The organism is Cupriavidus sp. SK-4 (assembly GCF_000611125.1).
Taxonomy (GTDB): domain Bacteria; phylum Pseudomonadota; class Gammaproteobacteria; order Burkholderiales; family Burkholderiaceae; genus Cupriavidus; species Cupriavidus necator.
Genome location: NZ_JFJW01000025.1, coordinates 23,665 through 45,310, shown reverse-complemented (window position 1 = coordinate 45,310; position 21,646 = coordinate 23,665). Strand labels below are relative to the sequence as shown.

Genomic DNA, 21,646 nt, shown 5'->3' with positions numbered 1-21,646 from the left:
GATTACTTCTCCCCAAGGTCCGGCCGGAAGACCTTCAACCCGCGACCGAGTACGGCCTTCTCACGGGCGGCAAGCGCCGCATCGGCCTGAGCCATTTCCGCCACAAGCTCGGCAAATGACGTCTCCGGCGTCCAGCCAAGCTTTTCGCGCGCCCTGGTCGCATCGCCAAGCAGCGTTTCCACTTCAGCAGGACGGAAATATCGTGGATCCACCCGTACGATCGTGGATCCCGGAGCCACGTGACTGGCGTATTCTTCGTTTTCGACCTTGTCCACGATAGCCACCTCATCGACACCTTCGCCTTGCCATCGCAGGGTGATACCAAGCTCACGCGCCGAAAGATCAACAAACTCCCGGACACTGTGCTGTTCGCCTGTGGCAATAACGAAATCCTCGGGCTGCTCCTGCTGCAGCATGAGCCATTGCATCGTCACGTAATCGCGTGCATGACCCCAGTCGCGCAGAGCGTTCATGTTGCCGAGGTACAAGCAATCCTGCATGCCGAGCGCAATGCGCGCAAGACCGCGGGTGATCTTGCGAGTAACGAACGTCTCCCCGCGGATCGGACTCTCATGATTGAAGAGAATCCCGTTGCAAGCATAGAGCCCATACGATTCACGGTAGTTAACCGTGATCCAGTATGCATAGAGCTTTGCTACGGCATAAGGACTGCGCGGATAGAAAGGCGTCGTTTCTTTTTGTGGCACTTCTTGCACCAAGCCGTACAGTTCGGATGTCGATGCCTGATAGAAGCGCGCGGTCTTTTCAAGACCGAGAATCCGAATCGCCTCCAGCAAGCGCAGAGCGCCGATGCCGTCGGAATTTGCGGTGTACTCGGGCTCTTCAAACGACACCTGAACATGGCTTTGGGCTGCCAGATTGTAGATTTCCGTCGGTTGAACCTTGGCGATGATCCGCAGCAAGCTGCTCGAGTCCGTCAGGTCCCCATGGTGCAGTTCCAAGTTAGGGCCGCCCGAATGCGGATCATGGAAGAGGTGATCGATGCGATCGGTGTTAAAGAGCGAAGTTCTGCGTTTGATTCCATGGACCTGGTAGCCCTTGGCAAGCAGAAATTCGGCCAAATAAGCACCATCCTGTCCAGTGATGCCCGTAATGAGTGCGACTTTGCTCATAGATGCCACGTGTCCTTTCTTAAACCCGGCCGTAAGTGTCTTCAAAGCGGACGATATCGTCTTCCGCGAGATAGTCCCCGCACTGCACCTCGATCATGACCAAAGGCAGCTTTCCGGGGTTTTCCAGCCGGTGACGATTTCCGGCCGGGATATATGTCGATTCATTGGTGTTCACCAGCGTTTCGGTTTCGCCGTTGATCACCTTAGCCATGCCGTTGACCACGATCCAGTGTTCGCTGCGGTGGTAATGCATCTGCAGCGACAACGATGCGCCCGGCTTGACCTCGATGCGTTTGATCTTGAATCGTTCGCCGCCGCCTAGGACGGTATATGTGCCCCAAGGCCTATGCACCATTCGGTGGATCTTGCTGGATTCGTGCCCGCGCTCGCTCAGTTGGCGGACAATCTCCTTGACCTCCTGGGTTCGCTCCTTGTGAGCAACGAGAAGCGCATCGGCCGTATCGATCACGACGAGATCGCTGACACCCACCATACCAACCATGCGATCCTCACCGCGTACGTAGCAATTCTTGCTATCGTGCAGCAGTGCCTCACCCTCAATACAGTTGCCATTGCCATCGGCCCCGGCAAGCGCACCGATAGCATTCCAGGAGCCCACATCACTCCAACCGATGTCACAAGGCACAACGGCAAGCTGATTGGACTTCTCCATCAGCGCATAGTCGATCGAGATACTTGGCACTCCTTCGAACCGACTTGCCTCAAGATCGGTCTGGGAAAAGCCATCGGCCGTCACAACTCGTGACTCGTCGAAGCACTCCTTCACAGCATTGAGAATATTGCCAGCATGCTCTTCGAACTGTGATAGAACAGTGCCTGCCCTAAAACAGAAAATCCCAGAATTCCAAAGATAGTTGCCCGCCGCAAGATATTCGGCAGCCTTTTGTGCCGACGGCTTCTCGACAAAACGATTGACTTGCGTGCCGCTCGCCTCAATGTACCCGTACCCCGTTTCGGGCGCATCCGGACGGATCCCCAGAGTAACGAGATAGCCCTTCTCAGCCAAATCCCTTGCCTTGCCCACAGCGTCCGCGAAGGCCGCATGATCGGATATCAAGTGATCCGCGGCCAGAATCAGCAAGGTCGCGTCGTTACCGTAAGTCTTCGATACATGCAGCGCAGCAGCTACAACAGCCGCCGATGTATTACGCCCGAAGGGCTCAAGAATGAAAGATGTGGCCATTCGGGAGTGGTTAATCTCACGATACTCATCTTCCGTCTTGAAGAACAATTCCCTGTTTGTGACCGTAAGGATTTCGGCAACATCGGGCAGTGCAGCCGCACGCAGAAACGCCTTCTGCAACAGACTCTGTGAATCCGGCAGACGGATGAACGGCTTGGGATGGAACTCCCGAGACACCGGCCATAGCCTTGTCCCAGCCCCACCCGACAGAATAACGGGAATAAACGTCATTGAAATCACCAAGTCCGTATATAAATCAAAAATCTTGCCGAATAACGACGGCTAACATCGATTTTAACATTCGCAATCCCATCGATTCGCGCCAATTCCACCAACACCCATCATCCATGTCTGCACTTCCGTCAGCTGCAGCACTTCCTTCGCCAGCTCGCCCGACTCAGGCAAATGCCTGAATCACACTACGGTAATGGGCAACCACCTTTTTCTCATCGAACTCGCGCTGCACCTTTGCTCGGCCGGCACGCCCCATCTCTCGTCGCGCTGACGCGCCTAGCTGGAGCATCGCTTCCATTTTTGATGTCAGGTCAGCCGCGTTGCGTTCCGCACACAGGTAACCATTTACGCCGTGATCAACGATGTCCTTGCAACCGGGAACATCGGTCGCTATCACCGGCCGCTCCATGGCTGCGGCCTCGAGCAGAACACGGGGTACACCCTCACGATAGGATGGCAACACAATGCAGTCTGCGGCTGCTATGGCGGGCCGCACATCTGCCGCTTCGCCCAGATATTCAACTACCCCATCCTCTTGCCAACGGTAAATCTGTTCGATTGGAATGGCGCTAGGATTCGCGGAACCGCCCGGCCCAAGCAAAAGGAAACGCACATTTCTATATCGCCCCCCGAGTTGTCGAGCTGCATCGACGTACTCGCCGATACCCTTGTCCCACAACATTCGTGCAATCAGCAGAAAAGTGAAACACTCCGATGGCCCGGGCTTGATATCCGAAAGCTGCCGGAAATAGGTCAGGTCTATGCCCTCCCCTGGCAACACGACGCACTTCGATGAGTCCACAAGCTTCCTGGAAACGAACGCGCCCCGGTCTTCATGATTGAGAAACCAGACCGCCTGCGGGAATCGGAACGCTATTCGATACAGGAGTTTACTAACCCGTGACACCAGACCGACATTAAGAAACACATAGCCCAGCCCGGTAGTGATCGCAATGGACTCCGCCCTGGCCAGCCACGCAGCGACCGATCCGTAGATATTGGGCTTGATCGTGTAATGAAAAATCACTTTGGGACCGACGCGCCGGTACAGAGCACTCAGTACCAGGACAAGCCGCAAATCTTCTAGAGGATTATGGCCTTGCGGTGACATGGGTACAGCGTGAAAAATACAACCAAGTCCCTCCAAGGCAGAAGAATTGCCGTCCGCTGGCGCGACAACGTGCACTTCATAGCCGTCCGCAATCAAAGCTTCCATGACCCCACGGCGGAATTGGTACATGGCCCATGCCGAGTTCCCGCAAAAAAGGATCTTTTCACGCGCTGCCATGCAATTCACTCCAACGGTGAAGGGCGATGACGGGGCGGAGAATCATTCCGGATATTCATGTTCGCACCATGACTCAAAGCGGAAGCTCAGCGTGCAACAGCGACTCTGCCAAAGCGTCCTTAGACGCTAGCACGGGTGTCTCAGACAACGGCCACGAGATACCGATCTCGGCGTCATTCCATACCACCGCCCGTTCGTGTTCGGGATACCAGTAGTCGGTCGCTTTATATAGAACCTCTGCCTCTTCCGAGACGACGAGGAAACCGTGCGCGAAGCCCTCCGGCACCCATAACTGCCGCTTGTTATCCGAGGAAAGAAAAACGCCGACCCATTTGCCGAAATTCGGTGATGAACGGCGCAAGTCAACAGCTACGTCGAAGATTTCTCCCCGCAATGCCCTCACGAGCTTACCCTGCGGGTGCTGGATCTGATAGTGCAAACCGCGCAACACATTCCGCACAGAACGCGAATGGTTGTCCTGCACGAATTCCCGCTTCACGCCGGTAGCCTGCTCGAAGACACGTGAATTGAAGCTTTCGAAGAAGAAGCCGCGATCGTCTCCGAATACTCTCGGTTCTAGAACGAGCACCTCAGGCAATGCCGTTTGGGTTACGGTCAGGTTCATTTGACGGACTCTGAAATGACTTGCATGAGGTACTTGCCATAACCGCTCTTTGACAACGGACGCGCCAGCGCAGCGACCTGCTCCGCACAAATCCACTTGTTTCTGTATGCGATTTCTTCGGGACAGGCCACCATCAAGCCCTGTCGGTTCTGCAGGGTGGCGATGAAGGTCGCAGCCTCCAGAAGCGAATCGTGCGTGCCAGTATCGAGCCACGCATAGCCTCGACCCATGATCTCGACATTCAACTTGCCCATTTCCAGATACCGCTTGTTGACGTCTGTAATCTCAAGCTCGCCGCGAGGAGACGGACGGACTGCGGAAGCGATATCACACACCTGCTTGTCGTAGAAATAGAGCCCTGTCACGGCGTAGTTCGAGCGCGGTCTCGCAGGCTTTTCCTCAAGGGAGATCGCACGGAACCGGTCATTGAACTCGACAACCCCGTAACGCTCGGGATCGTGCACATGGTATGCGAATACCGTGGCGCCATCGTCGACAGTGGCCGTGCGAGCGAGTTGTGCAACAAGATCGTGGCCGTGGAAGATGTTGTCTCCCAGGATCAGTGTCGAGGGATCGTTACCGATGAACTCGCGTCCGATGATGAACGCCTGAGCCAGCCCATCCGGCGAGGGCTGGACCGCGTACTGCAAATTGATGCCCCAGTTGCTGCCGTCGCCCAGCATGTCTGAAAAACGCGTAATGTCTTCCGGCGTAGAGATCACCAGGATGTCCCGAATCCCCGCCAGCATCAGCGTCGAAAGCGGGTAGTAGATCATCGGCTTGTCGTAGACGGGCATGAGCTGCTTCGACACCGACCGCGTAATCGGATATAGCCGCGTGCCGGATCCTCCGGCCAGAATGATGCCTTTGCGCATATTGTCGTTCAGGGAAGCAGCTGGTCCAGCAGGTAGTGCATGCCCTGCTGCCACGCCGGCAGATTGATATCAAAGGTCTCGCGCAGCTTGCGCGTGCTCAACCGCGAGTTGGACGGCCGCGGTGCAGGTAGTGGGTAGGCCGTGGCGGGAATGGGCTCGATGGCCTCTGGATCGACCTTGAGCTCAACGCCCTTGCTAGCCGCATAGCGCAGGACTTCCGTGGCATACCCATGCCACGATGCCTCGCCCGCTGCGGCCAGATGGTAGACGCCACCCGGAAACTCCATCCGGTCGCCATGCAGCCAAGCACGGTCAATGATATGCGCGGTCACGTCGGCTATCAGGGAAGCCGTGGTCGGCGCGCCGAACTGGTCCGCGATCACGCGCAGGCTGTCGCGTTCGCGGCCCAGCTTGAGCATCGTCTTGGCGAAATTGCCGCCATGCGCACCCGCGACCCAGCAGGTCCGCAAGACGATGGCGGCTCCCCCCGCTTCCGCGATGGCCTGCTCGCCGGCCAGCTTGCTCTTGCCGTAGACCGAAAGCGGCCCTACCGCGTCGCTTTCGACGTAGGGCTTATCGCCGGTGCCGGCGAACACATAGTCCGTCGAATAGTGCACGAGCAGGCTGCCCAGCGCGCGCGCCTCTTCGGCCAGCACGCCGGGAGCGGTGCCGTTGATGGCGAAAGCCAGCTCAGTCTCGGTCTCCGCCTTGTCCACCGCGGTATAGGCGGCCGGGTTGACGATCACGTCAGGGCGGACACTGCGCACCACATCGCGGAGGACATCGATGTTGGTCAGATCACAGGCCTTGCGATCAAGCGCCACCACCCGCCCGAGCGGCACCAAGCTGCGACGGAGTTCGAACCCAACCTGGCCGTTGCTTCCTGTTACGAGCACGGTGGGAATGCGTGACGCCTTATGCAACATATTGCTTCGCCACCCAGTTCCGGTACTCACCCGACATGACGTCCTGCACCCACGCCTGGTTGCTAAGGTACCACTGCACGGTCTTGCGCAGCCCAGTCTCGAAAGTCTCTGCTGGCTTCCAGCCGAGTTCACGCTCAAGCTTGCGTGCATCAATGGCATAGCGGCGGTCGTGGCCGGGTCGGTCTTTCACAAAGGCAATCTGGTCGCGGTACGAACCGGTGGCTTTGGGATGCAATTCGTCAAGCAGGTCACACAGTGTGTGCACGACTTCGAGATTGGTCTTCTCGTTCCAACCGCCAACGTTATAGGTTTCGCCTAGACGTCCTCGTGCCAACACTTCGCGGATCGCCGAACAATGGTCCCCAACGTACAGCCAATCACGCACATTGAGACCATCACCGTAGATCGGCAAGTCCTTGCCACCCAAGGCGTTAGCAATCATGAGCGGGATCAGCTTCTCGGGAAAATGGTAGGGTCCGTAGTTGTTCGAACAGTTCGTCGTCAGGACCGGCAAGCCGTAGGTATGGTGATAGGAGCGAACCAGATGGTCCGAGGCGGCCTTTGAAGCTGAGTAGGGACTGTTGGGAGCGTATGGGGTGGATTCGGAAAACTGGGGATCGGCCGGCCCAAGCGAGCCAAAAACCTCATCGGTGGACACGTGAAGGAAGCGGAACGCGGCTTTGTCTGTCTCGCTCAAGACACCCCAATATGCGCGGGCCGCTTCGAGTAGCGTGAAAGTCCCGACGATATTGGTTTGAATGAACTCAGCAGGGCCATGGATGGAGCGATCGACGTGGCTTTCCGCGGCGAAATGTACGACGGCGCGAGGCTTGTAAGCAGCAAAGAGTGCGTCGAGAGCCGGTTGGTCACAAATATCGGTATGGGAGAAGACGTAGCGGCTATCGCCTTCCACCGCTGCCAGCGTTTTGCGGTTGCCTGCATACGTCAGTTTGTCGACATTGACAATGCCGTCGGCGGACTTGTCGCTCAACCAAGCCAGAACGAAATTTGCGCCAATAAACCCAGCGCCCCCTGTGACCAAAATATGCGACAAAACTGCTCCTTGCCTCGATATGTTTCGATGGCCCGACAAAAGCCGAGCGCCCACCTTGTCCTCTTCCTGGACGGCGGGGCGTTAAGTGCCTGCAGAAGTGGCGGTATTCTATCCGACGGAATGCCCTAACCTACATCCCCTCCCTCTCTTTTTGTAGCCTCATGTAACCATGCCACGGTATATCGGTCACAAAACTACAAATAGAAGCGAAATAGTTTTTCCTTCTCTTGATGGTCAACGTTAAAGTGCATTTTTCGACACTCCATGCCATCGGCGATCTCCAAGGCTGCGCCGCTTCCTTGATCGCCCTGCTGGACCAATTGCCCACGGCCCCCCCCCTCCGCTTCGTTGGCGACCTGGTCAACCGCGGGCCAGCCTCCCTCCAAACCCTCCGCGCCATTCGCGCCATGGACTGCCACACCGAAACCGTCCTCGGTAACCACGACATCCACCTCCTCGCCGTCGCGGCCGGCGTCCGCAAAAAAGGCAAATCCGACACCCTAGACGACATCCTAACCGCCCCCGATTGTGAGGACCTACTCACCTGGCTCCGCCACCGCCCCCTAGCCCTGCTGGAAAACAACTTCCTCCTGGTCCACGCCGGCGTCCTCCCCCAATGGACCGCCACCCAAGTCATCGACCTCGCCCGCGAAGTCGAAGAACAACTCCAAGGCCACAACTGGCAAGGCTTCCTCGCCGACATCTTCGGCAACGCCGCCAACCGCTGGCACGATGGCCTGCGCGGCATCGAACGCCACCGCGTGGTGGTCAATGCCCTCACCCGGCTGCGCTACTGCACTGTCGATGGCGTGATGGACTTCAAGACCAAGGAAGGCCTGGGCAAGGCGCCGGACGGGTTCATGCCATGGTTCGACGTGCCTGGGCGGCGTACCGAGGATGTGACGGTGGTATGCGGCCATTGGTCGACGCTGGGCCTGGTCATGCGGCCGAACCTGATGGCGCTGGATACGGGCTGCGTCTGGGGTGGCAAGCTGACGGCGGCCCGGATGGCACAGGATCCTGCCGAACGGACCGTCGTTCAGGTTGAATGCCCGCAATATTGTGACCCGCTCGCCTGACTGGCAATCCCGCGTTGGCGGGGACGACAGGACGGCTAGCTGATGGCAACGGAGGTTGGCTGCGGCACGCTGCCGGACTCGACGGGATGATTCAGCCGTCGGGCCGCAGCGGCAGCGTGTTCCGGCGCGCCCTGGCTGAGGTGGGCGACCACCTCCTTGGCGGAATTCGCAAGCTCGCGACGGTCACCCGAGGCCGACACCAGCGCGGGCCCGATCACCAGCCGGGCCTTGATCCGGGGTGCTCGCAAGACCGCTTCCAGTGACTGCAGCAACGTGGTCTCGCCGATGTAGGCGGCGGCAAGCGTTGGTTGACCCGTAGCGGCATCGAGGTAGTTCAGCCCCAGGGGCTGAACTGGCAACCCGCCAGAAATCGGCGCCTGCATCAGGTTGGCGTGGAATGGCAGCACCTCGGCGCCGTCGGTCGTGGTGCCTTCCGGGAACACGCCGACCAGGTCGCCCTGCAGCATCACGTCCGTGATGTCGTGCAGCACGCGGTGGGCATCGCGTTTGCGCGCTCGTTCGATGAAGATCGTTCCCGTCTTGCCGCACAGCCAGCCGATCAGCGGCCAGTCGCGTATCTCCGACTTGGCGACGAAGCGCACCGGCTGCCAACTGTGGATGACGTAGATATCCAGCCACGAAATGTGGTTGGAAACCACCATCGCACCCTGGCGGCCGGCGCCGTGCGACGCTGCACCGGTGGCGTCCACCACCTCGACCTCCACCCCGCAAATCCGCAGCAACCGCCGCGACCAGCGGCGGATATGCCACTCGCGCGTGCGCACGCCCAGCCACGGGAACAGCAGCGCGCAGGTCACCAGCCCGCGCAGCAGGTGCAGCACCAGCGCGGTCTTGCGCAGCCAGATCATGCGTGGGCGTGGTTTCCGTAGACGACTTGCCCGCCGACCAGGGTCATGCGGACCTTGCCTTCCATCTCGTAGCCGAGCCACGGCGAGTTCTTGCCCTGGCTCTTGATGGAGCGGCGGTCGACCTTCCAGACCTGCTTGGGGTCGAACACGCACACGTCGGCGGCGCTGCCTACTCCCAGGGTGCCGGCCTTCAGGCCGATCACGCGTGCGGGCTCGGCGGTGATGCGGGCCAGTGCCTGGGCCAGCGGGACCTTGTGCTCGGTGGCCCAGCGCAGGGTCAGCGGCAGCAGCAGTTCCAGGCCGGTTGCGCCCGGCGATGCCTCGGCGAACGGCAGCAGTTTCTCGTCGTCGTCCACTGGCGTGTGGTCCGAGCAGAGGGCGTCGATGGTGCCGTCGGCCAGTGCGGCGACGATGGCGTCGCGGTCGCGCGGGCTGCGCAGCGGCGGCGAGAAGCGCATCTGCGAGTTGAAGTAGCCGATATCCATGTCGGTCAGCGAGACGTGGTGGATATTGACGTCGCAGGTCACATTCAGGCCTTCGCGCTTGGCCTGGCGCACCAGTTCCAGCCCGGCGGCGGACGACAGCCGGCACAGGTGCACGCGCGCGCCGGTGCTGCGCATCAGTTCGAAGATGGTGTGCAGGCGCACGGTTTCGGCAATGACTGACACGCCGGACAGGCCCAGGCGCGATGCCACCGCGCCGCTGGCGGCGACGCCGCCGCCCAGGAACGGGTCTTCCGGGCGCAGCCAGACGGTGAAGCCGAAGGTCTGGGCGTATTGCAGGGAGCGCAGCAGCACCTGGGTGTTGCGCACCGGGGCCTCGGCCTGGCTGAAGCCGACGCAGCCGGCCTCGGTCAGCTGGCTCATCTCGGTCAGGGTCTCGCCCTTCAGCCCCAGCGTCAGCGCGCCCAGCGGGTACACGTGGGTCTGGTTCAGGGTGCGGGCGCGGAATTTCAGCATTTCCACCAGGCCCGGTTCGTCGAGCACCGGATCGGTATCGGGCGGGCAGACCAGGCTGGTCACGCCGCCGGCGGTGGCGGCGGCCACTTCGGATTCGAGCGTGGCCTTGTATTCGTAGCCGGGCTCGCGCAGGCGCGCGGAGAGGTCGACCAGGCCGGGGCACACGATCAGGCCGCTGGCATCGATGGTCTTGTTGGCGGTGAAGTCCGCCGGGGCGCTGCCCACGCCGACGATCTTGCCGGCGGCGATGTAGAGGTCCTGCGCGGCGTCGGTGTGGCTGGCCGGATCGATCAGGCGGCCGCCCTTGATGTGAATCTTCATAGCTTGGCTTGTCGTGTCGCTTGGCTGTTTCGGTGTGTTCTGGCTCGTGTCACTCGACTGCGTCATTCGTCGCTATTTCCCGCCACGATGCCCATCACCGCCATGCGCACGGCGATGCCGAAGGTCACCTGGTTCAGGATCACGGACTGCGGGCCGTCGGCCACGGCGGAGTCGATCTCGACGCCGCGGTTCATCGGGCCCGGGTGCATCACGATGGCGTCGCGATTGGCTAGTGCCAGGCGCTCCGGCGTGAGGCCGTAGGCCTTGAAGTATTCCTGCGCCGACGGCAGCAGCGCGCCGCTCATGCGCTCGTTCTGCAGCCGCAGCATGATGACCACGTCCACGCCCTTCAGGCCCTCTTCCATGTTGTGGAAGACGCGCACACCCATCTGCTCCAGCCCCGACGGCAGCAGCGTGCGCGGGCCGATGGCGCGCACTTCGGGCACGCCCAGCGTAGTCAGCGCGTGGATGTCGGAGCGTGCCACGCGCGAGTGCAGGATGTCGCCGACGATGGCCACCGTCAGGTTGGTGAAGTCCTTCTTGAAGTGCCGGATTGTGTACATGTCCAGCAGGCCTTGCGTCGGGTGCGCGTGGCGGCCGTCGCCGGCGTTGATCACGTGCACGTGCGGCGCGACGTGCTCGGCGATCAGGTAAGGTGCGCCCGAGCTGGCATGGCGCACCACGAACATGTCGGCGGACATGGCCGACAGGTTGTTGATGGTGTCCAGCAGCGACTCGCCCTTGCTGGTCGACGAGGCGTTGATGTTCAGGTTCAGCACGTCCGCCGACAGCCGCTTGGCGGCGATCTCGAAGGTGGTGCGGGTGCGGGTGGAGTTCTCGAAGAACAGGTTGAACACGCTCTTGCCGCGCAGCAGCGGCACCTTCTTGACATCGCGGTCTGAGTCGGACAGCGATACGAACTGGCTGGCGGTGTCGAGGATGTGCGTGATCATGTCACGCGACAACCCCTCGATCGACAGCAGGTGCTTCAGTTCGCCGTTCTTGGTGAGCTGCGGGTTGCGGAACGTCTTGGTCATGGCTGGTCGGGCGCGGGCAAAAAACGGGGGTGGTCTGGTCTCGGAGCTGGGGGTCAGGCGCGCACGGCGCGCCTGGGGCATTCGGGCGGGTTCAGCCGGTGGCGGAATCGGTAGGTTCGGTCGCAAAGGCGAATTGTGCGCCAGCGCCCTCGCCCTGGCGCGACAGCACCAGCGTGGTGCCGGGCGGCAGCGCCATCTCGGCGGCAGTCAGGTCGGCGGCAATCGGCAGCTGGCGCCCGCCGCGGTCGACCAGCACGCCCAGCGCCACGCGCGCGGGACGGCCGTAGTCGAACAGCTCGTTGACGGCGGCACGGATGGTGCGGCCCGTGGCCAGCACATCGTCGATCAGCAGGATGTTGCGGTCATCCACCGAAAACGGCAGCGTGGTCGGCTGGGCCTGGCTGTGCAGGCCCTTCTTGGCATAGTCGTCGCGATGGAAGGCAACGTTGATCACGCCATGCTCGGGCAGCTTCAGGTCGGCAGCCAGCCGCGCGGCGATCCACGCGCCGCCTGAGTAGATGCCGGCCACCGACCAGCGCGCGCGCTCGGCCTCGGGGATCAACGCCTGGGCCTGGTCCAGCAGCTTGCGGTACAGCGACTCGGCGTCGGGAACGGAAATCTGCGTCATAGCGGGAACTGGTCGAAATACTGTTGCAGGATGATGCGGGCGGCCTCGGCATCGAGCTCGCCGCGGCGGGCGCCGGCCATCGACGCGGCGCGCGAGGTATAGCGCTCGTCCACCCACTCCACCGGCAGGTCGAAGCGGCCGTTGAGCTGGTTGCCGAAACGCCGCGCCAGCTTCATCGAGGGCTGCTCGCCCCCTTCGGGATTGACCGGCATGCCGACGATCAGCTGCACCGGGTTCCACTCCTGGATGAGCGCCGCCACGGCCTCAAAGCGGCCTTCCACGGTGATATTGGGGAGGATGGTCAGCGCACGCGCCTCGCGCGTGATGAAGTTGCCCAGCGCGACGCCGATCTTTTTTTCGCCGTAGTCGAATGCCAGGACCGTGCCGTCGCGGGGCAGTTCACGCCCCACGGCATCAGGCATGCCCGGCCTCGCCGGACAGCATGGTGAAGTCGATGCCCAGCAGCCGGATGGCGGCGGCGAAGCGCTCGTCGGGCGGTACGCTGAAGATGATCTCGGGGTCGGCCTGGACCGTCAGCCAGCCGTTGCGGCTGAGCTCTTCCTCCAGTTGGCCGGCACCCCAGCCGGAGTAACCCAGCGTCAGCAGGAAGCGGTGCGGGCCGCTGCCGTTGGCCACGGCCTCGAGCACGTCCTTGGAGGTGGTCATCTCCAGTCCGCCCGGCACGGCCAGCGACGACACATAGACGCCCACCGGGTCGTGCAGCACGAAACCGCGCTCGGTCTGCACCGGGCCGCCGAAGTAGACCGGCTGGTGCGCGACTGGCTGGATTTCAAGCTTGAGGTCGATCTTGTCGAACAGCGTGGCCATGTCGATGTCGATGGGCCGGTTGATCACCAGCCCGAGCGCGCCACGGTCATTGTGTTCGCAGATATAGACGACGGAACCCGAAAAAGTCGGATCGGCCATGCCAGGCATGGCAATCAGGAACTGATTGGTCAGATTGATAGGTGCTTCGGGCTTCGCCATGCCTTGCATTTTATCAAATCGCCGGGGGTCTTCCGGAAAAGATTGGCGGGCGTTGCAGTGCAGCAATGAGCGCCCGGCCACGCTCTGGAGCTGCCGTTTGGCTCAATCCTTGCTGGTCAGCGCGGCCAGCTCTTGCGCCGTCAGCCAGCGCCACTCGCCTTCGGCCAGGGCCGGATCGAGCTGCAGGCCGCCAATGGCGCTGCGATGCAGCGCGCTGACATGGTTGCCGGCCGCCGCCACCATGCGCTTGACCTGATGATACTTGCCTTGCACCAGTGTCAGCCGCAGACTGCGTTCGCCGGTGATCTCACACGCTTCTGCAGCGATCGGCGCCGGTTCGTCGAGCAGCTGCACGCCACTGCACAGCGCTTCGGCCTGCTCCGGCGTGACCGGCTCGGCGGTCGTCACTTCATAGATCTTGGGCACCTTGCGCTTGGGCGAGGTCTGGGCGTGGATGAACTGGCCATCGTCGGTCAGCAGCAGCAGCCCGGTGGTGTCGTGGTCCAGCCGCCCCACGGCCTGCACCTCGCGCTGGCGCAGCGGCACCGGCAGCAGGTTGTAGACGCTGGGATGATGGCGCGGGCGCTGCGAGCACTCGTAGCCGGTGGGCTTGTTCAGCATCAGGTAGGCCTTGGTGCAGGCCAGCCATTCTTCGCCGTCTACGGTGAGCCGCAGGCCGTCGACTTCAAACTGCGCGCGCGGGTCTTCGCACAGTTCGCCGTTGACTTCGACCAGCCCGGCGGCGATCAGGTCGCCGCAGTACCGGCGCGTGCCAAAGCCCTGGGATTGGAGGATGCGGTCGAGTGTCATGGAATGGAAAGTACGTAAGGATGGTTGATGGCTCGGGATGACAAGCGCCACGGAGCTCTGGGCAACCGATTGTGTGCTCCCTCTCCCGCATGCGGGAGAGGGTTGGGGAGTTCGCGAGCGCCGGAAACCCTCAGGCCGCCAGCATCGCGCTTTCGCGATAATGCCGCTGCGCGTCGTCGAAGCGCTCGGTTTCCTCGAAGAGTCGAGCCAGCGCCAGGTGCGTGCGCACGCGCAGGCGGCGCTGCTGGTCGGGCTCGGCATATTTGAGCGCGCGCTCGAAGCTGGACTGGGCCTTGCCCCACAGCTTCTCGCCCAGGCATAGCACGCCCAGCGTGTAGTAGAGGTCGGCGTCGGCGGGATGCGCCGCCAGCCATTTCTCGGCCTGCTGGATCTGCGGCAGCGCGTGGCCGGGAACGGCGCAATCTGCATAGCGCAGCACCAGGCGGCTGTCCCAGTTGACCTTGAGCGCGTCTTCGATGATGCGGCGGGCCTCGTTCTGCCGGCCCAGCGCAGCGAAGTAGCGTGCGGCGGGCTCGGCGATGCGGGTGGCGCGGCGCTCGTCGGCGGACAGCGAGCGCCAGAACTCAGACAGCGCGTCGGCGTCGTGGCGGCGCTCGTCCAGCATGGCTTCGACGGCCATCTGCTTGAGCCGCAGCGCCAGCACCGGATGCAGCGCGTTGCGCTTTTCCAGCGAGCGCGCCAGACGCAGCACCTCGGTCCAGTTCTTCAGGTGCTGGTGCGCGCGCAGCGCGATGCGCTGCACGTGAATCTGGCGCGCGCCCTGCGATTGCAGCTGGGCGATGGTTTCCAGCGCGCCGTCGGCGTCACGGGCATCGACCAGCAACTCGGCCATCGACACCAGCCGTGCCTGCTCGCGCTCGGGGTCGGTGACCTGCGACATCCAGGCGTCGCGCCGCTCGGCTTCCTGCATCCGGTGCGCGGCGCGGGCGCCGATCAGCGCGGCGGTCTGAGCCTGGTCGTCCCAGGACTGCGCCTCGCGCGCGGCGCGCTCGGCGCGGGCGAAGCGGCCGGCAAACAGGTTTTCGATCGACTCGCGCAGCGCCGCCTGTGCCTTGCTCATGCGGCTGCGCTCGCGGTAGGCGGCGGCACGGCGTGGCATGTCGGCCAGATGGCGGACGGTGGACATCACCGTCCACACCACGAAGAACAGCAACAGCAGCAAGGCCAGCGCCAGGTTCAGCGACAGCTCGACGCGATACGGCGGATAGAACAGCACCACATTGCTGTGGTTGAACTGCGTGAACAGGGCCAGCCCGACGGCGCCGCCAAACAGGACCGCAACCCAGAACAGAAGGCGCATGGGCTTACTCCTTCTTCAGGGCATGCAGCGCGCCCAGGCTCTCGGCCATGGTCGGCAGCTGCACCGTGACCGCACCGGCCTGCGCCTGCCGCAGCAGCGTCAGCACCCCCTGCACCCGGCGCGACTTGGTATCGAAATAGCGGCTGATCATCGCCTGCGCGGCGGCCAGGTCGTTGCGGAACACGGGTTCGTTGCGCGACAGAAGTGCCAGGCGCGCATTAAGCAGGCGCAGCTTGACGTTCTCGCGCAGGAACCAGCCCTGGTCGCCAGACAGCAGCAGCGCCTCGGCGTCGTCGACCTTGCGGATGCGGACCACCTGCGCCAGCTCTTCGCGCAGGTAATCCCACAGGCGCGTGAACCAGCCCGGGCCCGCGCCGTTGGCGGCGGCGGGCGCGCTGGCACCGTTGGCCGCGGCGCCCTTGCGGGCGTCGGCCTCGCTGCGCTCCAGCATGCGTTCGCTGGACAGCAGCGGCAGTGAGTCGACCTGGTTGATGGCCTCGTCCAGCTTGATTGCGGCGCCGGTCAGGTCGGTGTCGGGCACCGCCTTCATGCGCGCGACGTCGCGCGCGATCGCGCGGCGCAGCAGGTTGTATTGCGGCTTGTCGGCGCGCGCCAGGCGGGCGTCGGCGCTTTGCAGCGCGGCCAGCGCCACCTGCACGTTGCCGGTCAGCTGCAGTTGCTGGCCGGCACTGGTCAGCAACTGCTGGATCTCGGCGATTTCCCAGTCGTCGCGGTTGCGCATCAGGTCCTGGTAGACCTGTTCCAGCGCCACCTGCTTGTCGCGGGTCTCGCCGACCTGGTTTTCCAGCGCACCGACCTTGGCCTGCAGTTCCTTGACCGTGTCCTGCGCGTTGCGGGTCAGCACGCGCGACTCCTGCACCAGCGCATCGTTGCTTTGCTGGCGGCGCGCCAACTCGCCGGTGAGGTGGTCAACGCGCTGCTGCAGCCACCAGAAGCCGCCAGCCGTTGCCACCACCAGCACGGCGACCAGCGCCCACAACGCAGCGGACCGCCGTGAGGCTGCACTGGGAGCAGCGGGGGTAGCGGGACCCGGCGCGGGCGCGGCTTGCGCCGATGCTGCGGAGGCCGCCGTGGGCGGCGGCGTAGCGGAGGAGGACGTGGTTTCTTGCGTCACGCGTTCGACCTTCGTTGACGTTGCGGGAACTGCTGCGTCCGGCACAGGGGCCGGCGGCGCTTCGGCTTTGGCGCTGGGCGGGCTGGCTTCGGTTGCCGCGCTGGCCATGCTTGCCGGCGCCGGACCGGCATGGGCATCGGCCCACTGCAGGCACGCCGCCAGCAGGCCGGCATCGCCCGGAGCGGCACGCAGGATATGGGGGAAGCCCAGCGCCAGCGCCTGTTCGGCGATTCTCGCATGCGGCGCGATGCACTGCACCTGCCGCAGGGTAGCGTCTTCCTCAGGCGACAGATGCTGGCGTGCCAGCGCGTCAAGGTTGCGCACCGCTTCAGAACTGGTTAGGAGCCACGCATGCGGCGCCGCGCCGGGACGCAGGTTGTCGCGCACGGCCTGCCACTGCATGGCGCTGGGTTCGGGCAGCGTGCGCTGGTAGGCCTCGACGGCCTCGACCTGGGCACCGGCCTCGCGCAGGCGGTCGCCCAGCCAGTCGCGCCCGCCGTTGCCGCGGATGATCAGGACCGGCTTGCCCGCCAGCGCGGCGGGATCAAGCCGGGCCCACAGGGCCTCGGAATCAAAGCGCAGTGCTTCGGCCTCCGGCGCGGCGTCATCGGCGCCCTGCCCGTTCGCGGCAGCGCCCGCGGGCGCAATCACCCGGCACGCGGGCGGCGTGATGCCGCGCTCGGCCAGGGCGGCGACGCTGGCCGGCCCGACCACCGCCACCGGCACCTGCGCCGGCCATTGGGCCACGGACGCGCCCTGCACGCCGGCCAGCGCGTCGAGCGCGTAGGTAATGGCATTGGGACTGACAAAGACCACCAGCGCAAAGGTGTCCAGCCGCGCCAGTGCCGCGCGCAGCGGCGCGTCGTCAGCGGCCGGGCCGATGGCCAGCAAGGGAAAGCTGAGTACGTCCAGGCCCGCGGCCTGCAGCGCCTCGGTCAGTTGCCGGGACTGCCCGGCGGGTCGTGTGACAACGACGGTCGGGCTGGGCATGGGGCAGCCTCAGGCAGGAGCTTGGGAGCCGGCGGGATCGCCAGAATCGGCCAGTGCCGCGAGGATGGCTTCGGCACCCTGCGCCAGCAGGTCGCGCGCGCAGGCCTGGCCCAGCGCTTCGGCGGCGGCCAGGTCAGCAGCCGGTCCGGACGCGGCAGCGCGGATGGCGCGCGTGCCATCGGGCAAGGCGACAAAGGCGTCCAGCTTCAGCTGATCGCCTTCCCAGCGCGCATGGGCGGCCAGCGGCACCTGGCACGAGCCGCCCAGCATGCGCGACACGGCGCGCTCGGCGCTCACGGCCAGCGCCGTCGGCTGGTGGTTCAGGGTCGCCAGCCATTGCGCCAACTCGGGGCGGTTGGCCGGGATCTCGATGCCGAGGGCGCCCTGGCCTGCGGCCGGCAGCGACACCTCGATCGGGATCAGCGCGCGGATGCGCTCGCCCAGGCCCAGGCGCTTGAGGCCGGCGGCGGCCAGGATGATGGCACCGTATTCGCCGCGGTCGAGCTTGCCCAGCCGCGTGTCCAGGTTGCCGCGCAGCGGCTTGATCACCAGTTGCGGGTAGCGGCTGCGCAGCGCGGCTTCACGGCGCAGGCTGGAGGTGCCGACCACGGTTCCGGCCGGCATCTCGTCCAGCGAGGCGTAGGCGGAAGACACCAGCGCGTCGCGTGGATCCTCGCGTTCCATCACCGCGGTCAGGGCGAAGCCTTCGGGCAACTCCATCGGCACATCCTTGAGCGAATGCACCGCCAGGTCCGCCCGGCGTTCGTCCATCGCGAACTCCAGTTCTTTGACAAACAAACCCTTGCCGCCGACTTTGGACAGCGTACGGTCTAGAATCTGGTCTCCGCGCGTGGTCATGCCAAGAATGGACACGTCGCACGCGGGATAGTATTGTTGCAATGCAGCACGCACATGTTCTGCCTGCCACAGGGCCAGACGGCTCTCTCGGGAGGCAATGACGAGCTTTTGCGGAAGATTGCGAGACACGACAGCGGTAGCGGAAGACAGGGTGGCAGACGACATGCGTCAATGGTAGCACGCGACCCAATAGCCCCTCCGCACCAATAGATAAGCTTAGAGAAGCAGAACGAGGAGATTGCATGACGCAGCATGCTGCGCGCCCCAACGGCCGGCGGACCGCCCCGGCTGCGAAAGACCAAAGCCCTGCCCTCGGCGCCGGCCAAGGTGACGCAAACGGCGCATCCACAACCGAACCGAAACGCCCCGCCACCCGCAGCGGGACCAAACGCTCTCCCAAGCCCAAGCTTTCCATCGTGTCGAGCAACGGAACCACCATCGCCCCCACCTCCCGCCGCACCGCCGACAAGGACGTGCCGCTGCGCGAGGACATCCGCTTCCTGGGCCGCCTGCTGGGCGAATGCCTGCGCGAACAGGAGGGCGACGCCGCCTTCGAGGTAGTCGAGACCATCCGCCAGACCGCGGTGCGCTTCCGCCGCGAGAACGACCGCGCCGCCGGCGCGGAGCTGGACCGTCTGCTCAAGCGCCTGTCGCGCGACCAGACCAACCAGGTCGTGCGCGCCTTCAGCTATTTCTCACACCTGGCCAATATCGCCGAGGACCAGCACCACAACCGCCGCCGCCGCGTGCACGCGCTGGCCGGCTCGCCGCCGCAGGCGGGCAGCCTGGCGCACGCGCTGGAGGCGATCGACGCCGCCGGCGTGACCGGCAAGCAGCTGCGCAAGTTCCTGGACGAGGCCCTGATCGTGCCGGTGCTGACCGCGCACCCGACCGAAGTCCAGCGCAAGAGCATTCTGGACGCCGAGCGCGAGATCGCCCGCCTGCTGGCCGAGCGCGACCTGCCGATGACCGCGCGCGAGCGCGAGCACAACACCGCGCAGCTGCGCGCCAAGGTCACCACGCTGTGGCAGACCCGCATGCTGCGCGATTCGCGCCTGACGGTGGCCGACGAGATCGAAAATGCGCTGTCCTACTACCGCACCTGCTTCCTGCGCGGCATCCCGCAGCTGATGAGCGAGCTGGAAGAAGACATCGCCGCGGTGTTCCCGGCCACGCGCAAGCGCAAGGGCACCCCAGGAGCGCAGCCGGCGCCGCTGGCGCCGTTCCTGCAGATGGGCTCCTGGATCGGCGGCGACCGCGACGGCAACCCCAACGTCACCGCCGAGACGCTTGAGCACGCCGCCAGCCAGCAGGGGCAGATGATCATCGACTGGTACCTGGATGAAGTCCATGCGCTGGGCGCGGAGCTGTCGATGTCGACGCTGATGGTCGACGCCAGCCCGGAACTGCTGGCGCTGGCCGAGCGCTCGCCCGACCACTCCGAGCATCGCGCCGACGAACCCTACCGCCGCGCGCTGATCGGCATCTACGCGCGCCTGGCCGCAACCAGCAAGGCGCTGACCGGCCACGCCGTGCCGCGCCGCCCGGTGGCGCCGGCCGAGCCCTATGACAGCGCCGAGGCCTTTGCCGCCGACGTGCAGCTGGTAATCGACTCGCTGCGCGCCAACCATGGCCAGGCACTGGCCAATGGCCGCATCGACGCGCTGGCGCGCGCCATCGGCGTGTTCGGCTTCCACCTGGCATCGGTCGACATGCGCCAGGTCTCGGACGTGCACGAGGCGGTCATCGCCGAGCTGTTCGCCGCCGCCGGCATCGCCCCCGACTACGCCGCCCTGCCCGAGGCGCGCAAGCTGGACCTGTTGCTGGCCGAACTGCGCCAGCCGCGCCTGCTGACGCTGCCGTGGCACGAGTATTCCGAGCAGACCCGCAAGGAACTGGCGATCTTCGCCGCCGCGCGCGAGCTGCGCGCGCGCTATGGCAAGCGCATTGCGCGCAACTACATCATCTCGCACACCGAGACGCTGTCGGACCTGGTCGAAGTGATGCTGCTGCAGAAGGAATCCGGCATGCTGCAGGGCACGCTGGGCAGCAAGACCGACCCGGCGCGCATGGAGCTGATGGTGATCCCGCTGTTCGAGACCATCGAGGACTTGCGCAACGCCGCCGGCATCATGCAGTCGCTGCTGGACCTGCCGGGCTTCGACTCGGTAATCGCGCACCATGGCGTCGAGCAGGAAGTGATGCTTGGCTACTCGGACTCGAACAAGGACGGCGGCTTCCTGACTTCCACCTGGGAGCTGTACAAGGCCGAGCTGGCGCTGGTGCAGCTGTTTGAGCAGCGCCAGGTCAAGCTGCGCCTGTTCCACGGCCGCGGCGGCACCGTCGGCCGCGGCGGCGGCCCGACCTACGATGCCATCCTGTCGCAGCCGCCGGGCACCGTGAACGGCCAGATCCGGCTGACCGAGCAGGGCGAGATCATCAACAGCAAGTTCGCCAACGCCGAGATCGGCCGGCGCAACCTGGAAACGGTGGTCGCGGCCACGCTGGAAGCCTCGCTGTTGCCTCAGCAGAACGCACCCAGGGACCTCGACATGTTCGAGGCCGTGATGCAGCAGCTGTCGGACCGCGCCTTCACCGCCTACCGCGACCTGGTCTACGAGACCCCGGGCTTCAAGGACTACTTCTTCGCCACCACGCCGATCACCGAGATCGCCGACCTGAACCTGGGTTCGCGCCCGGCCTCGCGCAAGCTGATGGACAAGAAGCACCGCCGCATCGAAGATCTGCGCGCGATCCCCTGGGGCTTCTCGTGGGGCCAGTGTCGGCTGCTGCTGCCGGGCTGGTACGGCTTCGGCAGCGCGGTCAAGTCGCTGCTGGACACCGCGCCGGACGACAAGGCGCGCAAGCTGGCCGTGACCACGCTGCGCCGCATGGTCAAGACCTGGCCGTTCTTCTCGACGCTGCTGTCCAACATGGACATGGTGCTGGCCAAGACCGACCTGGCCGTGGCCTCGCGCTACGCCCAGTTGTGCGACGACGCGGCCCTGCGCCGCACCGTGTTCAACCGCATCAGCAAGGAATGGCACCTGACCTGCGAGATGCTGACCCTGGTCACCGGCCACCAGGAACGACTGGCGGACAACCCGCTGCTGGCGCGCTCGATCAAGAACCGCTTTGCCTACCTCGACCCGCTGAACCACTTGCAGGTCGAGCTGCTCAAGCGTTTCCGTTCGGCCAAGGATGGCGATGACATCCGGGTGCGGCGCGGCATCCACCTGACCATCAACGGGGTCGCGGCGGGCCTGCGCAATACGGGCTGATTGGCGTCAGAGTGCTGCCGGTTTGCGCCCCT

Annotated in this window: 19 protein-coding genes; 2 read left to right on the top strand and 17 right to left on the bottom strand. The window is 64.2% G+C overall.

Annotated elements, in window-relative coordinates:
• Positions 1-2: 2 nt before the first annotated feature.
• From gmd to rfbB, 7 genes are all read right to left on the bottom strand, one after another.
• Positions 3-1,133 (bottom strand): GDP-mannose 4,6-dehydratase, encoded by a 1,131-nt coding sequence (gmd, locus tag CF68_RS05635; RefSeq protein WP_051591414.1) that lies wholly within the window; start codon positions 1,131-1,133, stop codon positions 3-5.
• 19 nt (positions 1,134-1,152) lie between these two features.
• On the bottom strand, positions 1,153-2,568 hold the full coding sequence (locus CF68_RS05630; protein ID WP_035816634.1) for a mannose-1-phosphate guanylyltransferase/mannose-6-phosphate isomerase: 1,416 nt from the start codon (positions 2,566-2,568) through the stop codon (positions 1,153-1,155).
• Between the two features lie 166 nt (positions 2,569-2,734).
• A complete protein-coding gene (locus tag CF68_RS05625) occupies positions 2,735-3,859 on the bottom strand; it encodes a glycosyltransferase family 4 protein (protein ID WP_152548454.1) in 1,125 nt (374 codons plus the stop codon).
• A gap of 73 nt (positions 3,860-3,932) precedes the next feature.
• The gene (gene rfbC / locus CF68_RS05620) at positions 3,933-4,484 is read right to left on the bottom strand and encodes a dTDP-4-dehydrorhamnose 3,5-epimerase (protein WP_035816630.1); all 552 of its coding nucleotides are present in this window, start codon (positions 4,482-4,484) and stop codon (positions 3,933-3,935) included.
• Positions 4,481-5,359, bottom strand: coding sequence for a glucose-1-phosphate thymidylyltransferase RfbA (rfbA, locus tag CF68_RS05615; protein ID WP_035816629.1), 879 nt, complete (start codon positions 5,357-5,359; stop codon positions 4,481-4,483). Before rfbA ends, rfbC begins: the two co-directional genes overlap by 4 nt.
• A gap of 8 nt (positions 5,360-5,367) precedes the next feature.
• Positions 5,368-6,285, bottom strand: coding sequence for a dTDP-4-dehydrorhamnose reductase (gene rfbD / locus CF68_RS05610; protein WP_035816627.1), 918 nt, complete (start codon positions 6,283-6,285; stop codon positions 5,368-5,370).
• Entirely contained in the window at positions 6,275-7,339 is a 1,065-nt protein-coding gene (rfbB, locus tag CF68_RS05605; protein WP_035816626.1) for a dTDP-glucose 4,6-dehydratase, read from the bottom strand. Before rfbB ends, rfbD begins: the two co-directional genes overlap by 11 nt.
• A 230-nt stretch (positions 7,340-7,569) precedes the next feature.
• Between rfbB and CF68_RS05600 the strand changes: the two genes are divergently transcribed.
• The gene (locus tag CF68_RS05600; RefSeq protein WP_035816624.1) at positions 7,570-8,418 is read left to right on the top strand and encodes a symmetrical bis(5'-nucleosyl)-tetraphosphatase; all 849 of its coding nucleotides are present in this window, start codon (positions 7,570-7,572) and stop codon (positions 8,416-8,418) included.
• A gap of 35 nt (positions 8,419-8,453) precedes the next feature.
• Here CF68_RS05600 and CF68_RS05595 read toward each other — a convergent pair whose 3' ends face one another.
• The 10 genes from CF68_RS05595 to hemC all read right to left on the bottom strand — a co-directional run bounded on the left by CF68_RS05595 (position 8,454) and on the right by hemC (position 18,498).
• The gene (locus CF68_RS05595; RefSeq protein ID WP_035816622.1) at positions 8,454-9,287 is read right to left on the bottom strand and encodes a 1-acyl-sn-glycerol-3-phosphate acyltransferase; all 834 of its coding nucleotides are present in this window, start codon (positions 9,285-9,287) and stop codon (positions 8,454-8,456) included.
• On the bottom strand, positions 9,284-10,567 hold the full coding sequence (locus tag CF68_RS05590) for a dihydroorotase (protein WP_035816621.1): 1,284 nt from the start codon (positions 10,565-10,567) through the stop codon (positions 9,284-9,286). Before CF68_RS05590 ends, CF68_RS05595 begins: the two co-directional genes overlap by 4 nt.
• Positions 10,568-10,629: 62 nt before the next feature.
• The gene (locus CF68_RS05585; protein WP_013957750.1) at positions 10,630-11,604 is read right to left on the bottom strand and encodes an aspartate carbamoyltransferase catalytic subunit; all 975 of its coding nucleotides are present in this window, start codon (positions 11,602-11,604) and stop codon (positions 10,630-10,632) included.
• A 91-nt stretch (positions 11,605-11,695) separates the two neighbouring features.
• Positions 11,696-12,232, bottom strand: coding sequence for a bifunctional pyr operon transcriptional regulator/uracil phosphoribosyltransferase PyrR (pyrR, locus tag CF68_RS05580; RefSeq protein ID WP_010813826.1), 537 nt, complete (start codon positions 12,230-12,232; stop codon positions 11,696-11,698).
• The gene (gene ruvX, locus CF68_RS05575; RefSeq protein WP_013957752.1) at positions 12,229-12,654 is read right to left on the bottom strand and encodes a Holliday junction resolvase RuvX; all 426 of its coding nucleotides are present in this window, start codon (positions 12,652-12,654) and stop codon (positions 12,229-12,231) included. Before ruvX ends, pyrR begins: the two co-directional genes overlap by 4 nt.
• Positions 12,647-13,219 (bottom strand): YqgE/AlgH family protein, encoded by a 573-nt coding sequence (locus tag CF68_RS05570; RefSeq protein ID WP_035816620.1) that lies wholly within the window; start codon positions 13,217-13,219, stop codon positions 12,647-12,649. Before CF68_RS05570 ends, ruvX begins: the two co-directional genes overlap by 8 nt.
• 102 nt (positions 13,220-13,321) lie before the next feature.
• A complete protein-coding gene (locus CF68_RS05565) occupies positions 13,322-14,029 on the bottom strand; it encodes a pseudouridine synthase (RefSeq protein WP_035816619.1) in 708 nt (235 codons plus the stop codon).
• Between the two features lie 130 nt (positions 14,030-14,159).
• Entirely contained in the window at positions 14,160-15,350 is a 1,191-nt protein-coding gene (locus CF68_RS05560) for a heme biosynthesis protein HemY (protein ID WP_035816617.1), read from the bottom strand.
• Between the two features lie 4 nt (positions 15,351-15,354).
• A complete protein-coding gene (gene hemDX, locus CF68_RS05555; RefSeq protein WP_035816615.1) occupies positions 15,355-17,475 on the bottom strand; it encodes a fused uroporphyrinogen-III synthase HemD/membrane protein HemX in 2,121 nt (706 codons plus the stop codon).
• A 9-nt stretch (positions 17,476-17,484) separates the two neighbouring features.
• Positions 17,485-18,498 (bottom strand): hydroxymethylbilane synthase, encoded by a 1,014-nt coding sequence (hemC, locus tag CF68_RS05550; protein ID WP_035816613.1) that lies wholly within the window; start codon positions 18,496-18,498, stop codon positions 17,485-17,487.
• 77 nt (positions 18,499-18,575) lie between these two features.
• Between hemC and ppc the strand changes: the two genes are divergently transcribed.
• Positions 18,576-21,614, top strand: coding sequence for a phosphoenolpyruvate carboxylase (ppc, locus tag CF68_RS05545; RefSeq protein WP_035816611.1), 3,039 nt, complete (start codon positions 18,576-18,578; stop codon positions 21,612-21,614).
• Positions 21,615-21,646: the final 32 nt, after the last annotated feature.

What these genes read in the sequence shown, in the direction of transcription:
- pyrR (WP_010813826.1), bottom strand. Translation starts at nt 12,232, where the DNA reads ATGACGCAGATTTCCGTTCCCGACGCCGAGTCGCTGTACCGCAAGCTG.
- rfbC (WP_035816630.1), bottom strand. Translation starts at nt 4,484, where the DNA reads ATGAACCTGACCGTAACCCAAACGGCATTGCCTGAGGTGCTCGTTCTA.
- gmd (WP_051591414.1), bottom strand. Translation starts at nt 1,133, where the DNA reads ATGAGCAAAGTCGCACTCATTACGGGCATCACTGGACAGGATGGTGCT.
- CF68_RS05625 (WP_152548454.1), bottom strand. Translation starts at nt 3,859, where the DNA reads ATGGCAGCGCGTGAAAAGATCCTTTTTTGCGGGAACTCGGCATGGGCC.
- CF68_RS05570 (WP_035816620.1), bottom strand. Translation starts at nt 13,219, where the DNA reads ATGGCGAAGCCCGAAGCACCTATCAATCTGACCAATCAGTTCCTGATT.
- ruvX (WP_013957752.1), bottom strand. Translation starts at nt 12,654, where the DNA reads ATGCCTGATGCCGTGGGGCGTGAACTGCCCCGCGACGGCACGGTCCTG.
- hemC (WP_035816613.1), bottom strand. Translation starts at nt 18,498, where the DNA reads ATGTCGTCTGCCACCCTGTCTTCCGCTACCGCTGTCGTGTCTCGCAAT.
- CF68_RS05560 (WP_035816617.1), bottom strand. Translation starts at nt 15,350, where the DNA reads ATGCGCCTTCTGTTCTGGGTTGCGGTCCTGTTTGGCGGCGCCGTCGGG.
- ppc (WP_035816611.1), top strand. Translation starts at nt 18,576, where the DNA reads ATGACGCAGCATGCTGCGCGCCCCAACGGCCGGCGGACCGCCCCGGCT.
- CF68_RS05585 (WP_013957750.1), bottom strand. Translation starts at nt 11,604, where the DNA reads ATGACCAAGACGTTCCGCAACCCGCAGCTCACCAAGAACGGCGAACTG.
- hemDX (WP_035816615.1), bottom strand. Translation starts at nt 17,475, where the DNA reads ATGCCCAGCCCGACCGTCGTTGTCACACGACCCGCCGGGCAGTCCCGG.
- rfbD (WP_035816627.1), bottom strand. Translation starts at nt 6,285, where the DNA reads ATGTTGCATAAGGCGTCACGCATTCCCACCGTGCTCGTAACAGGAAGC.
- CF68_RS05595 (WP_035816622.1), bottom strand. Translation starts at nt 9,287, where the DNA reads ATGATCTGGCTGCGCAAGACCGCGCTGGTGCTGCACCTGCTGCGCGGG.
- CF68_RS05565 (WP_035816619.1), bottom strand. Translation starts at nt 14,029, where the DNA reads ATGACACTCGACCGCATCCTCCAATCCCAGGGCTTTGGCACGCGCCGG.
- CF68_RS05600 (WP_035816624.1), top strand. Translation starts at nt 7,570, where the DNA reads ATGGTCAACGTTAAAGTGCATTTTTCGACACTCCATGCCATCGGCGAT.
- CF68_RS05630 (WP_035816634.1), bottom strand. Translation starts at nt 2,568, where the DNA reads ATGACGTTTATTCCCGTTATTCTGTCGGGTGGGGCTGGGACAAGGCTA.
- rfbA (WP_035816629.1), bottom strand. Translation starts at nt 5,359, where the DNA reads ATGCGCAAAGGCATCATTCTGGCCGGAGGATCCGGCACGCGGCTATAT.
- CF68_RS05590 (WP_035816621.1), bottom strand. Translation starts at nt 10,567, where the DNA reads ATGAAGATTCACATCAAGGGCGGCCGCCTGATCGATCCGGCCAGCCAC.